The organism is Roseinatronobacter sp. NSM (assembly GCF_052379845.1).
GTDB lineage: Bacteria > Pseudomonadota > Alphaproteobacteria > Rhodobacterales > Rhodobacteraceae > Roseinatronobacter.
Map to the genome: position 1 here is coordinate 44,564 of NZ_JBQTCF010000009.1, position 12,798 is coordinate 57,361.

At 60.8% G+C, this 12,798-nt stretch carries 11 protein-coding genes; 5 read left to right on the forward strand and 6 right to left on the reverse strand.

Annotated elements, in window-relative coordinates; genetic code table 11:
* Window positions 1-22: 22 nt before the first annotated feature.
* The 4 genes from ACTZWY_RS06755 (at window position 23) to rpsA (ending at window position 5,116) form a co-directional block, all read left to right on the forward strand.
* Window positions 23-1,249 carry an MFS transporter gene (locus ACTZWY_RS06755; protein WP_444789934.1) on the forward strand — a complete coding sequence of 409 codons (1,227 nt, stop codon included), beginning with the start codon at window positions 23-25 and terminating at the stop codon, window positions 1,247-1,249.
* Between the two features lie 174 nt (window positions 1,250-1,423).
* On the forward strand, window positions 1,424-2,275 hold the full coding sequence (locus tag ACTZWY_RS06760; RefSeq protein WP_444789935.1) for a transferrin-binding protein-like solute binding protein: 852 nt from the start codon (window positions 1,424-1,426) through the stop codon (window positions 2,273-2,275).
* A gap of 101 nt (window positions 2,276-2,376) precedes the next feature.
* Complete coding sequence (rlmJ, locus tag ACTZWY_RS06765; RefSeq protein ID WP_444790001.1) at window positions 2,377-3,153, forward strand: 23S rRNA (adenine(2030)-N(6))-methyltransferase RlmJ; 777 nt, start codon at window positions 2,377-2,379, stop codon at window positions 3,151-3,153.
* 283 nt (window positions 3,154-3,436) lie between these two features.
* On the forward strand, window positions 3,437-5,116 hold the full coding sequence (rpsA, locus tag ACTZWY_RS06770) for a 30S ribosomal protein S1 (RefSeq protein WP_444789936.1): 1,680 nt from the start codon (window positions 3,437-3,439) through the stop codon (window positions 5,114-5,116).
* A gap of 81 nt (window positions 5,117-5,197) precedes the next feature.
* Here the strand turns inward: rpsA and ACTZWY_RS06775 are convergent, their stop codons facing one another.
* From ACTZWY_RS06775 to ACTZWY_RS06800, 6 genes are all read right to left on the reverse strand, one after another.
* Window positions 5,198-5,575 (reverse strand): DUF934 domain-containing protein, encoded by a 378-nt coding sequence (locus tag ACTZWY_RS06775; protein WP_444789937.1) that lies wholly within the window; start codon window positions 5,573-5,575, stop codon window positions 5,198-5,200.
* Window positions 5,572-6,276: a phosphoadenylyl-sulfate reductase gene (locus ACTZWY_RS06780; RefSeq protein WP_444789938.1), complete on the reverse strand. Its 705-nt coding sequence runs from the start codon at window positions 6,274-6,276 to the stop codon at window positions 5,572-5,574. The genes ACTZWY_RS06775 and ACTZWY_RS06780 overlap by 4 nt, the downstream gene beginning before the upstream one ends.
* The gene (locus tag ACTZWY_RS06785; protein ID WP_444789939.1) at window positions 6,266-7,933 is read right to left on the reverse strand and encodes a nitrite/sulfite reductase; all 1,668 of its coding nucleotides are present in this window, start codon (window positions 7,931-7,933) and stop codon (window positions 6,266-6,268) included. The genes ACTZWY_RS06780 and ACTZWY_RS06785 overlap by 11 nt, the downstream gene beginning before the upstream one ends.
* A gap of 5 nt (window positions 7,934-7,938) precedes the next feature.
* Window positions 7,939-8,238 carry a DUF2849 domain-containing protein gene (locus tag ACTZWY_RS06790; protein ID WP_444789940.1) on the reverse strand — a complete coding sequence of 100 codons (300 nt, stop codon included), beginning with the start codon at window positions 8,236-8,238 and terminating at the stop codon, window positions 7,939-7,941.
* Between the two features lies 1 nt (window position 8,239).
* Window positions 8,240-9,628: a siroheme synthase CysG gene (cysG, locus tag ACTZWY_RS06795; RefSeq protein ID WP_444789941.1), complete on the reverse strand. Its 1,389-nt coding sequence runs from the start codon at window positions 9,626-9,628 to the stop codon at window positions 8,240-8,242.
* A 468-nt stretch (window positions 9,629-10,096) separates the two neighbouring features.
* On the reverse strand, window positions 10,097-10,666 hold the full coding sequence (locus tag ACTZWY_RS06800; RefSeq protein WP_444789942.1) for a YcbK family protein: 570 nt from the start codon (window positions 10,664-10,666) through the stop codon (window positions 10,097-10,099).
* Window positions 10,667-11,105: 439 nt separating this feature from the next.
* On the opposite strand from ACTZWY_RS06800, the gene ACTZWY_RS06805 reads away from it, so the two are divergent.
* Complete coding sequence (locus ACTZWY_RS06805; protein WP_444789943.1) at window positions 11,106-12,713, forward strand: L,D-transpeptidase family protein; 1,608 nt, start codon at window positions 11,106-11,108, stop codon at window positions 12,711-12,713.
* Window positions 12,714-12,798 lie beyond the last annotated feature (85 nt).

Here is a 12,798-nt window from a genome sequence, read left to right on the forward strand (position 1 = left end):
GTGATTGGCTAATCCTGCGCGTATGACAGATATGATTGCAACCCATGATGATGCCCGCGCCAAGCGCAATGTAATCGTGCTTGTGGCCGCGCAGGCGGTTGTGGGTGCACAGCTTCCGGTGATTTTCATCATTGGCGGGCTGGCGGGGCAGATGCTGGCCCCCAACCCGTGTTGGGCCACATTGCCGATTTCGCTGATTGTGTTGGGGTCCATGCTGACGGCCACACCACTGTCGGGGTTCATGCAGGCTTACGGGCGGCGCGCGGGGTTCTGGCTGGCCTGCGGGGCGGGGGCCGCGGGTGCGGCCATCGGGGCCTATGCGCTGATGCTGGGCAGTTTCACGCTTTTCCTGCTGGGGTCGCTGCTGACGGGCGTGTATATGTCCGCCAACGGGTTTTACCGCTTTGCGGCCACTGACACCGCCAGCCCAGAATTCCGCCCGAAGGCCATTTCCTATGTCATGGCGGGGGGGCTTTTGTCGGCTGTGTTCGGCCCGCAACTGGTGTCCTTCACCGCCGAGGCGATGCCGGTGCCCTTTCTGGCCACATATCTGGGCGTTATCTTGCTGAACCTTGCAGGGATGGCACTGCTAAGCTTGCTGGATATTCCGACCCCTGCAAAGCCGGACCTGAGCCTGCCGCAGGGCCGGACGCGGCGCGAAATGCTGCAAACCCCTGTCATTGCAGTGGCCATCATTTGCGGGACAGTGGCCTATGCGTTGATGAATCTTGTCATGACATCCACGCCGCTGGCGGTGGTGGGTTGCGGGTTTGACACGTCAGATGCGGCCAATATCGTGTCGGCGCATGTGCTGGCCATGTATGCGCCATCGTTCTTTACGGGTCATCTGATTGCGAGATTCGGGGCGCGCAACATCGTGGGGCTGGGGCTGGTCATCCTTGCGGGTGCGGGCGCAGTTGCCATGTCGGGTGTCCAGCTGGAGCAGTTCTACATCGCGTTGATCTTGTTGGGCGTGGGCTGGAATTTCGGCTTTATCGGTGCCACATCCATGTTGACGGCATCCTATTCGGTGGAAGAACGCGGTCGGGTTCAGGGCCTGAACGACATGATCGTTTTTGGCGGTGTGTTTCTGGCGTCGCTAAGTTCGGGGTCGTTGATGAACTGTTCGGGCGGGACAACGGAAACCGGCTGGCAGTTGGTGAATATGGCGATGCTGCCGTTTCTGGTGCTGGCAGGCGGGGCGTTGATCTGGCTGGCAATGCGCCCTGCACAGGCCGGGACGCGCTGACGCTTGGGGCCTGCCGGTGCTGGCAGCGCGTGCCCCCGCCATTTCTGCAAGAGCTGAGTCGTCCTTGCAACACCGCGCGCCAGCGTTTCCCGGCCTGTGTTGACTTTGCCTGCCGATATGCAGATTCTGCCCCCAACCCGCGCAAAAGACGCGATTTTCTGAGTGAGGCAGATTATGAGCAATTTCATTCCCCGCGCGGCCCTGTTTGGGTCGGCGCTGTTTGTCGCGGCATGTAGTGGTGGGGGCAGCGGTGGCGGTGGTGGTGGCGCGCCTGCCGTGACGCGCAACTTTACCAGTGTGTTAAGCCAAGGTGTCGGGTCGCAAGACGCGTCACGCGTTTTTGTCAGCTTGCGCGACACGGGCGAAGTGCAATTCCAGTTTGAAGACGGCTTTCTGAAAGATGCGATCGTCATTTGCGAAGACTATTCTGGCGCAAGTTGTCGTGTGACGGGCGGGCCAGCGGGCACATTGGAAACTGGCACATTGGAAGGGCGCATGGCGGGCGAATATGCCTATGCAGGCAGTTTGCGGCTGGATCATGCGGTGGACGGGCAGATTTCGCAATCCTATCATCGTATCTATCATTCTGCGCCCGGCAGTGTGGCCACACGCCCTGCCTTGGTGCAGGGGGTGCAGGATTATCGCGGGCATTTCATGGCCGGTGCCATTGTGGACGGGCAGGGGGGCATTGCCGAAGGGGGCATTGCAATGACGGTCAATTTTGACAGCGGGGTGCTGTCGGGCAGTATGAGCGGCACCTTGCGCGACACCACCACAGACGTGCGCGCAGGCTTCAACAATGTGACCATCGACCGCCAGACCGGCCAGTTTGCCACGACAGATGCAAGCACCTTCACCTTCAACAGCCAATTGGCGGGCGGCAGTGCGCAGGGGGCTTTTTACGGACCGCAAGCCGATGAAGTGGCGGGCACATTCGACATTGGGGTGAATGAAACCAACGGCATGAGCGGGATTTTCCTGGGTTGTCGTGGGCTGCAGGACAGCTGCGTTTCCCATGGGGATTGATGCGTGACAGGCCGGCGGTTGCGGGCGTGCGGGCGGGAAATTGCGGCGCGCGCGGCCGGTGCACCATTGAAGGCCGCCCCAATTCAGTGCAAGACAGCGCCATGCTGTCCTATCAACATATCTACCATGCCGGAAATCTGGCGGATGTTCAGAAACACGCGCTTCTGGCGTGGGTGCTGGCCTATATGACGGCCAAGGACAAACCGCTAAGTTATATCGAAACGCATGCGGGGCGGGGGTTGTATGCGCTCGATGCGCCCGAAGCGCTGAAAACCGACGAAGCTGCGGCGGGGATTGCGCGCATGCAGGCGCGTTTCGCCCCCGACCATCCCTATAGTGTTGCGCTGAACGCCATTCGGGCGCAGCACGGGCGCGCGGCCTATCCCGGATCGCCGTTGATTGCCGCCAGCCTGCTGCGCGCGCAAGACAGCCTGACCCTGGCGGAACTGCACCCGCGCGAATTTGCGGCGCTGCGCATGCATATGGCAGGGTCGGGCGCGCATCTGCGCCATGAAGACGGTCTGGATATGGCGCTGTCGATTTGCCCGCCCACGCCGCGGCGCGGGGTGCTGATGATTGACCCGTCATACGAGGTGAAGGACGATTACGCCCGCCTGCCCAAGCTGCTGGGCGATCTGCGGCGCAAGTGGAATGTGGGTGTGCTGATGCTGTGGTATCCGGTGCTTCAGGCCGGGCTTCATGGGCCGATGCTGGCACGCATCGCGCAAGACCACGCCGATGCAGCCGTGTTTGAGATTGGCTTTCCACCAATGCGCGCGGGCCACCGCATGGTTGGCGCGGGCTTGGTGGTGCTGAACCCGCCATGGGGCATGACAGACGAAGCGCAGCGCATAAAGGCCCTGTTGGCGCAGGAATAACGGGATTTGCACGCCACTGACGGCCAAAAGCGGCAAAACGCGACTTGTTTTGCCATCAGGGGCCATTCCGCGCTTGCGTAAACGCGTTGCTGGCGCTAGGAAACGCGCAATCAAGAAGGCCAAAGGTCACATTCTGAACGGGCAGGGTCGGGCGCAAGCCGCGACCCTTTGTGTTTGTTGCATGTTCAGATGCGGCCTTGAAGCGGTCTTCATGATCCCAGTCCAAAGACCGGCGGAGTCAACCGTCAGGCCAGAAACATGATGAAAAAGGAACCATATCTGAATGTGCGCTAAAGCAACCATGGAAGAATTCGAGGCAATGCTCGCCGAAAGCCTCGAGATGGACACCCCTGCCGAAGGCAGTGTTGTCACCGGCCGTGTGATCGCCATCGAGGCAGGTCAGGCCATTATCGACGTAGGCTACAAGATGGAAGGCCGCGTCGAACTGAAAGAATTTGCAAGCCCCGGTGAAGCCCCGCAAGTGGCCGTTGGCGATGATGTCGAAGTCTACCTTGAGCGTGTCGAAAACGCCCGCGGTGAAGCCGTCATCAGCCGGGAGAAAGCCCGCCGCGAAGCCGCCTGGGACCGTCTGGAAAAAGCCTATGCCGACCAGGACCGCGTCGAAGGCGCGATCTTCGGGCGCGTCAAGGGTGGTTTCACTGTCGATCTGGGCGGCGCTGTGGCGTTCCTGCCCGGCTCTCAGGTCGATGTGCGCCCCGTGCGCGATGCTGGCCCGCTGATGGGCCTGAAGCAGCCGTTCCAGATTCTGAAAATGGACCGTCGCCGTGGCAATATCGTCGTGTCGCGTCGCGCCATTCTGGAAGAAAGCCGCGCCGAACAGCGCGCCGAAGTCATCGCCAAACTGGCCGAAGGCCAGATTGCAGATGGTGTGGTCAAGAACATCACCGAATATGGTGCGTTTGTTGATCTGGGCGGCGTTGACGGTCTGCTGCACGTCACTGACATGGCATGGCGCCGCGTCAACCACCCGTCCGAAGTTGTCACCATTGGTGAAACGATCAAGGTGCAGGTCATCAAGATCAACAAGGACACCCACCGCATCAGCCTTGGTATCAAGCAGCTGCAAGCCGATCCATGGGATTCGGTTGGCGCGAAATACCCGCTGGGGTCCGTGCATCAGGGCCGCGTGACCAACATTACCGATTACGGCGCATTCGTTGAGCTGGAAGCCGGTGTTGAAGGTCTGGTTCACGTGTCCGAAATGTCCTGGACCAAGAAAAACGTGCATCCCGGCAAGATCGTTTCGACCAGCCAGGAAGTTGACGTCATGGTTCTGGAAATCGACGGCGACAAGCGCCGCGTGTCGCTGGGCCTGAAACAGACGCTGCGCAACCCGTGGGAAGTGTTCGCCGAGACCCACCCCGCCGGCACCCAGATTGAAGGTGAAATCAAGAATATCACCGAATTCGGTCTGTTTGTTGGTCTGGAAGGCGACATTGACGGCATGGTTCACCTGTCTGACATCAGCTGGGACCAGCGCGGCGAAGAAGCCATTCAGGACTACCGCAAGGGTGACACGGTTCAGGCCGTCGTGGCTGATGTCGATGTCGAGAAAGAGCGTATTTCCCTGTCCATCAAGGCCATGGAAAACGACAGCTTCACTGATGCGGTCGAAGGTGTGAAGCGCGGCTCGATCCTGACTTGCACAGTCAGCGCCATCGAGGAAGGCGGGATTGAAGTTGAATTCAACAACATGAAATCCTTTATCCGTCGCTCGGATCTGGCCCTTGAGCGTGCAGACCAGCGCCCCGAGCGCTTTCAGGTTGGCGACAAGGTTGATGCGCGCGTCACATCTGTGGACAGCAAGACCCGCCGCATTGGCCTGTCGATCAAAGCGCGCGAGATTGCCGAAGAGAAAGAAGCCGTCGAACAATACGGATCTTCTGATGCAGGCGCATCGCTGGGCGACATTCTGGGCGCAGCCCTGAAGGACCGCAGCTAAGTCCTGGCAGTACCGACACTTACAATTGAAAAGGCCCCGAAGAAATTCGGGGCCTTTTTGCTGTATCAGGGCGCGCGCGTTTCAGCCGCTGCGGCGCAGGCCATGGCGGTAATCATGCGCGCGCCAGTTTGCACGCGACAGCCATTGCGCTTCTGGCTGGCGCGCGGCCAGATCGTCGCTGATCTCCACCTCATCAAAACCGGAACGGCGGGCCATGGCGTATTGGTCCGCGATCACATGCCCTTGCGCGCGCAACCGCCCCGTAAACCCCATGCGCCGCAACCGCGCCGCAAGGGTAAAGCCGCGCCCGTCACTGAAGGCGGGAAACTGAATGCGCACGGGGTGCTGGCGGGCCACGGCCCAGCTTAGCGCGCTGTCATCGGCATCAGGGGGCAGGTCCGTCCATGGCCCGTTGAATGTGTCGGGGCTGAACCCCGTATCGGTGACGATGATTGTCATGATGCCTGCCTTCTTACAACGCGCCCGTTTGCGATATGAATTCCGCATTCCACCTTGTCCTGACCGCGCCAGCGCCCTGCGCGCGGGTCCTCGCCTGTGGCCACGGGGGCCGTGCAGGGCGCGCAGCCGATGGACAGATAGCCTTGCGCCACCAGCGGATGACGCGGCAGTCCGAAACGGTCCATATAGGCCGCCAGATCAGCACGGCCCCATGCCGCAAGCGGATTGATTTTCAGATGCGTGTCATCGCGTTCAAACATCTGCAAATGGCTGCGCGTTGACGCCTGAAACTGCTTGCGGCCCGTGATCCAGCCATCAAACCCCTGCAGGGCCTGTTCCAATGGCCGCGATTTGCGCAAGGCGCAGCATGCGTCGGGGTCCGCGCGGTGCAGCAGGTTGTCGGGGTCGCGCTGGAACAGGTCGGCGCGGTCCGCTGTGATGATGCGCAGATCACGCAGGTTCAGCCGCGCCGCAAGGTCGCGCTGATAGGCCAGCGTTTCGGGAAACAGCATCAGGGAATCGATGAACAGCACCGGGGTATCGGGCGCAATTTGCGACACCATATGCAGCAACACCGCCGATTCCGCCCCGAAGCTGGACACCAGCGCCACGCGTCCCAGCGCACCCGACAGGCCAAAGCGCAACCCCGCTTCGGCGCTGTGATCAAACCGTGTGTTCAATGCGGTCAGGTCATGCAGCATCGACCTGCTCCGTGTGATAAAGCGCGGCCTTGAACGGGTCCGCGCCCAACCTGCGATACGCCTGCAGAAAGGTTTCCGCGCGGTCGTGGCGCAGGGCCAGATAGGCGCGCAAAATCCGTTCAATCGCAGGCACGATCTGGTCATAGGCAAAGCCCGGCCCGGTGCGCGTGCCGATCATCGCGTCTTCGGTCCCGTCCCCGCCCAGGGTGATCTGGTAGTTTTCCACGCCTGCGCGGTCCAGCCCCAGAATGCCGATATGGCCGACATGGTGGTGCCCACAGGCATTGATGCAGCCCGAAATCTTGATCTTCAGCGGGCCAATGTCATGTTCCAGCTTCAGCGCATCGACATGTTGCGTGATTTCCTGCGCCACGGGAATGGACCGCGCTGTGGCAAGGGCGCAGTAATCCATGCCCGGGCAGGCGATGATATCAGATGCAAGACCCACATTCGCTGTGGCCAGCCCCGCACTGCGCAACTGCGCATGCAGCGCGGGCAGGTCAGCAAGCGCGACATGGGGCAGAACAAGGTTCTGTTCATGGCTGACACGGATTTCACCCTGACCGTAGCGGTCAGCCAGATCGGCAATCAGGGTCATCTGCGCATCTGTGGCGTCGCCCGGTGTGCCGCCATGGGGTTTCAGGCTGATGGTGACAATGCTGTAGCCCGCCATGCGGTGCGGGTGCAGGTTCGTGTCAGACCATGCGCGAAACACCCCGTCGCTGCGGCGCGCAGCGTGATAGGGGGCGTCATCGCGGGGGGGCAGGTCTGGCGCGGCGAACTGGCGTTTCAGCTGTGCAAGATGCTGCGCCGTCGCGCCCGCATCGAATTGCGGGGCGATTTGCGCAAACTGTGCTTCCACCAGATCGCGCACCTTCTCCAGCCCGTTTTCATGCACGGTAATCTTGATGCGGGCCTTGTATTTATTGTCGCGCCGCCCCAGCAGGTTATAGGTGCCCACAATCGCTTCCAGATAGGGCAGCAAATCGGCCACGGGCAGGAAATCGCGGATCACCTTGCCAATCATCGGCGTGCGCCCAAGGCCGCCGCCCACGATGACCTCGAACCCGGTCTGTCCGTCGCGGTGCAGCATCCGCAGCCCGATATCATGCGCCTTGGTCACAGCGCGGTCATTCGGGCTGCCGGTGATGGCGATTTTGAACTTGCGGGGCAGGAACTGGAATTCGGGGTGGTCCGTGGACCATTGCCGGATCAGTTCGGCATAGGGGCGGGGGTCCTCAATCTCATCCGCGGCGGCGGCGGCAAACTGGTCGGATGTGACATTGCGGATGGTGTTGCCCGATGTCTGGATGGCATGCAGCCCCACTTGCGCCAGCGCATCCAGAATATCGGGCACATCCTTCAGGCGCGGCCAGTTATACTGGATGTTCTGGCGCGTGGTGAAATGGCCATAGCCCTTGTCCCAGCGCGTGGCAATCATGGCAAGCTGGCGCAACTGCGCCGAATTCAGCGTGCCATAAGGGATAGCCACGCGCAGCATATAGGCGTGAAGCTGCAGATACAGCCCGTTCATCAGCCGCAGGGGGCGGAATTCTTCCTCGGTCAGGCTGCCGTCAATGCGGCGGTCCACCTGTTCGCGGAACTGGCGGTTGCGTTCGGTAATGAAGGCGCGGTCAAATTCATCATACTGATACATGATGCTTATCCTTGCGATTGCTTGCCATGGGCATAGTTGGACGGGCCACGACGGCGGAAATCCTCGCGGAAATGCGCAGGTTCAATGCCAGCGGTGCCAAGGCGCATATCCGCCAGATAACAGCCCACAACCTGATCATGACGCTGGCTTGCGTGGTGCAGTGCGTCTTGTGCCTGTGCGGGGTCGCTGAACACTTTTGCGTTTTGCAAGTCCCGCGTCCAGCCGTCCGTGGCGTCCAGCCAGACGACATCGCCTTCCAACAAGGCATTGGCGGTTATAACTTTTACAACGGGGTTTTTTGACATGTCAGGCCCTCGCTTCCAGCAGGTCAGGCAGCATATTGGCCGCGCGCGCAGGTGTCAGGCCCAGCAACATGACCACAGGACCCCGTAGCGCCTGCACAGTTTGCGCCAGCCTGTCCAACCTGCACGGCGTGACGGACTGAATGGGCTGCGAGGCATTCTCGACCAATGTAACCGGCGTGGCGGCATCTGCGCCCTGCATCAGCAACCGCCCCTGTATGACACGGGCCGCGCGTTTGCCCATATAGATGGCGGCGACACTGCCGGGGCGGGCAAGTGCGGCCCAGTCCAGATCGGCGATACCATCCTTGTCATGGGCGGTCAGGATATGCAGGTCGGTGTTGCGCCCGCGCCGTGTCAGGCTGCGCCCGATTGTGGCGGCGGCGGCGCTGGCGGCGGTAATGCCGGGCGTTACCCCCCAGTCAATGCCAGCTGCATCCAGTGCCTCGGTTTCTTCGTCAAGGCGGGCAAAAATTGCGGCATCGCCCCCTTTCAGGCGCACGACATGCGCGCCCTCGCGGGCATGCTCAACCATAAGGGCGTTGATCTGGTCCTGCGGGGTGGACGGGCCGAACCCTTCCTTGCCCACAGCAATGAACACCGCTTCGCGCCGCGCAAGTTCCAGAATGGCCGGGGTCACCAGACGGTCATGAATGACCACATCCGCGCGGTCCAGCAAGCGGCGCGCGCGCAAAGTCATCAATTCAGGGTCGCCGGGGCCAGCGCCCACCAGGTCCACACGGCCCATCCGGTCATGGTGCGCAAGGTGCCGGTCGCGCAGGGCAAACAGCGCGTCTTGCAGGCGTTGGTCGTCAGGGTGCGCCATCAGGTCCGGTCCGGCCTGCAGATAATACTCTGCCCAGAAATCGCGCCGCGCGCGGCCACGGGGCAGGACGTCCGCATGGGGGCGAAACGCCTTGCCTGCCTGCGCAAGCTGGCCCAACGCGGCGGGCAAGCGGTCTTCCATATCTTTCTTGATGGCGCGCGCCAGCACAGGGGCAGCCCCTTCGGTGCCAATCGCCACCACAACGGGGTCGCGGTCCACCATGGCGGGGGTGATGAAATCGCTTCCTTCCAGATTGTCCACGATATTGACCAAGGCCCCGACCGAGCGCCCAAGCGCGGCATTCGCGGTGTCCAGCGTATCATCTTCTGTGGCGCTGTAGACCAGCCGCATTCCGGCCAGATCCTGCGCTTGCGGCGCGCGGCGGATCAGGCTGTGGCCATGTGCGTGCACTGCTTGCGCCAGTTCGGGTTCGGGTGCGGGCGCGAACACTGTGATCCGCGCCTGCGTCTTGAACAACAGACGCAACTTGGCAAGGGCCGCTTCGCCATTGCCAATGACGGCGATATTTGCCTGCGCGGTATCTAGGAAGATTGGAAAATGCTGCATGACTCGCCTCTTGTTTTCGAGGTAACTTAGAACAAAATTCCGCATTTAAGGCAATTCTCCAAAGAGAATAAGAACGTTGTGGCAAATGTGCGAAAATGGCGGAAATTTGTTCTGCGGCTGTGGTGGGTTTGCGAATGGATGATTTGGCTTGCGGCCCAAAAGCGGAACCTTGTTGGTCCAGCCCATGGCGCTTTGCCCGGCAGCCGGCCTGAAAAGGCAGCCCAGACGCCCCTTGTCCAAGCGCCAGCGCGTGGTGCGCAAAACTGGGAGCCGGTTCTGCGGGCAATAGTCCACCGTCACAAAGGGCGCGGGGATTGCCAAAGGCAACGCATTTCAGAGGGCGATCATTCCCTTTTGCAGCGGCGCGTTGCTGTGGATAACAGGGCGTATATAGCAAAAAGGCCGATGCAAACCCGCATCAGCCCCGCCTGATTTCTGCCTGTGTCAGCGGCCCCCGATGACGGGGTGTTACCGCCCCCAAGTGCGGGTTGCGCCGCAATCGAAATGCACGAAATTGGAACCGGAATACCGCCCGACCCCGCCCGCGCGGCAGGCTTCGGCTGCTTGCGCAATCTGGGACACAGACCGCGATTGCAACCGCACATCTGCAGCCTGCCCCTTCAGATGCAAGGAGTTCTGCGCCACATTGCGTGACCGCGCGCGCAGCATCGCGTTCGTTTGCGGGGACCGATAGCCGGATAACAGCATATAGGGTTCGTTCACGCCCAACAAGTTATGCGCAGCGGCCAGAAAATCGACAGTGCGCGTGTCAATGCTGTGCACGGCATTATTGCGCCAGTCGCGGAAGAAATGGTTAATCTCGGACAGGGATTCGGGAATATAGGATCCGTCAATCCAGTAGATCAGATTGATACGTTCACCGGTGCGCCCGGAATAGAATTGTAGCTTCCGAATATCGCCTGCGCCGCGTGCATAGGCGGTAACACCGGGGAAAAACGGGGCAGCTGAAATGGCCGTGGCCGCAAACGCCCCTAGAATAGACCGGCGCGTAAGCCCGCTGGATTTGTTTTCACACATCTGAACGGCTGTCCCTTTTCCTGTCCTGACGGTCATTTTTTTATATGGCAATGTGTGCCATGGCGGGCGCAAGATTGATTTTCTTAAGTCGGTATCACGCATGCCATACATCGCCGTTGTCCAGTATGTTGCACATTCGTGCGCGCAACCCAAGGAAAGATCGGCGCATGGTTCCGCGTAGCTGCGCAACTAAGCGGAAAATTGCCCACCACAGGGGCGCGCCTGATGGCACAGGCATATGATCTGGCAACATTCTTGTTGCGCATTGGGGGCGTCTCATTGGGGGATCACTATCTGAATTTGTTGAAAGAAACCTTAAAGCAACACTCGGAAGGGGCGCGCGCCGTCCTCTCAGGCTTGTGAGTGGACGTGATCGGCGGTATTTTGCCAATCTTGTGATCACTGCTTTTTGATTCCCCCGCCCTGCAGGAGGTGCGTTTTGTTGTTCAGGAATGTCGTTTCTAAGATCAATTCCGGTTTTGTGGTGTTTGGCCTTGTGTGTGTGTTGGGAACGGGCGGGGCTGTGCCGGCCCATGCGCAACAATTTCCGGCATTCCGTCAAGCCTTGGCTGAAGGCGCATCCTTTGACAGTGGCGTGTCGGCATTTTATCGCGCGCGCGATTTTGCGCCCCTGTGGACAGGGGCGGAGCATGCTGATCGGCGCGCGGCGCTTGTCAATGCCCTGTCGCGTGCCGCCGATCATGGCTTGCCTGCGGCGCGCTATGACCTTGACGGGCTGCTGGCCGCGTTCGAGGCCGTGCAAAGCGAGCGTGACCGCGCGCTGCTGGAAGCGCGCATAACCCGTGTATTTCTAAGCTTCGCTACCGACCTGAGCAGTGGTGTGCTGGACCCGCGCCGCATTGACCGCAATATTGTGCGCGAATTGCCCCGCCCTGACCCCGAAACCCTGCTGCGCGACTTCGCGCAGGCGCAACCCGCGACATTCATGCGCAATCTTGCCCCGAGGGCCCCCGAATATGCGCGGCTTTTCCGTGCCAGAATGCAGCTGGAACAGACCATTCAAAACGGGGGGTGGGGGCCGCGCGTTCCCGAGGTGCGCTTTACACCCGGCACATCAAGCGATGCGGTCATCGCGCTGCGCAACAGGCTGATTGCGATGGGCTATCTGGGGCGTTCGGCATCCGCCAGCTATGATGCGGCGTTGCAAACTGCAGTGCTGAATTTTCAGGTCAACCATGGTATCGAAGCTGACGGAATTGCAGGCACGGCCACCATTCGCGCCCTCAATGTCAGCGCGCAGGACCGTCTGGCTGCCGTGAACGTCGCCATGGAGCGAGAGCGGTGGTTGAACATTCCGCGCGGGGACCGGCATATCTGGGTGAACCTTACGGATTTCAACGCCCAGATCGTGGATTACGATCAGGTCACATTCCAGACGCGCGCCGTTGTGGGCGCGCAGGCCGGTGACCGGCAAACGCCGGAATTTTCGCACCGCATGACCTATCTGGAAATCAACCCCGACTGGACATTGCCACGGTCCATTCTTGCGCGGTCCTATTGGGGGGCGTTGGCGTCTGGCGGGGCGCGCCATCTGGAGGTTGTGGACGCACAGGGGCGCGTTGTGCCACGTTCGGCCATAAATTTCGGGCGCTACACGCCTGCCAATTTCCCGTTCAATGTGCGCCAGCCACCGGGGCCGACAAATGCGCTTGGCGAAGTGAAGTTCATGTTCCCGAACCCTTATGCGATTTATTTGCATGACACGCCCGAACGGCATTTGTTCAACACCACCGTGCGCACGCATTCATCGGGCTGTGTGCGGCTGAATGACCCACGGGATTTCGCTTATGAACTGCTGTCGCGCCAGAGCGAGGACCCGCGCGGTTTGTATCATTCCGTCCTGAACTCGGGCCAGCAGACACGGGTTTTTCTGGACGACCCTGTGCAGATCCATCTGGTTTATCGCACGGCCTTTACCAATGCGCGCGGGGAGCTGAATTTCCGCGAGGACATGTATGGGCGTGATGCCCGCATTCATGAGGCGCTGAAGAACGCCGGGGCGGTCAGCAGCGGAATCCGCAGCTGATACCGCACGCGCCGGACCATCCCCGGCGCGGCCTCGACCCGAAGACGCCCTGACCCACAGCGATTTGAGTTGCCCTCTGTTGCGA

What these genes read in the sequence shown, in the direction of transcription:
- ACTZWY_RS06755 (WP_444789934.1), top strand. Translation starts at nt 23, where the DNA reads ATGACAGATATGATTGCAACCCATGATGATGCCCGCGCCAAGCGCAAT.
- ACTZWY_RS06760 (WP_444789935.1), top strand. Translation starts at nt 1,424, where the DNA reads ATGAGCAATTTCATTCCCCGCGCGGCCCTGTTTGGGTCGGCGCTGTTT.
- cysG (WP_444789941.1), bottom strand. Translation starts at nt 9,628, where the DNA reads ATGCAGCATTTTCCAATCTTCCTAGATACCGCGCAGGCAAATATCGCC.
- rlmJ (WP_444790001.1), top strand. Translation starts at nt 2,377, where the DNA reads ATGCTGTCCTATCAACATATCTACCATGCCGGAAATCTGGCGGATGTT.
- rpsA (WP_444789936.1), top strand. Translation starts at nt 3,437, where the DNA reads ATGTGCGCTAAAGCAACCATGGAAGAATTCGAGGCAATGCTCGCCGAA.
- ACTZWY_RS06780 (WP_444789938.1), bottom strand. Translation starts at nt 6,276, where the DNA reads ATGCTGCATGACCTGACCGCATTGAACACACGGTTTGATCACAGCGCC.
- ACTZWY_RS06775 (WP_444789937.1), bottom strand. Translation starts at nt 5,575, where the DNA reads ATGACAATCATCGTCACCGATACGGGGTTCAGCCCCGACACATTCAAC.
- ACTZWY_RS06790 (WP_444789940.1), bottom strand. Translation starts at nt 8,238, where the DNA reads ATGTCAAAAAACCCCGTTGTAAAAGTTATAACCGCCAATGCCTTGTTG.
- ACTZWY_RS06785 (WP_444789939.1), bottom strand. Translation starts at nt 7,933, where the DNA reads ATGTATCAGTATGATGAATTTGACCGCGCCTTCATTACCGAACGCAAC.
- ACTZWY_RS06800 (WP_444789942.1), bottom strand. Translation starts at nt 10,666, where the DNA reads ATGTGTGAAAACAAATCCAGCGGGCTTACGCGCCGGTCTATTCTAGGG.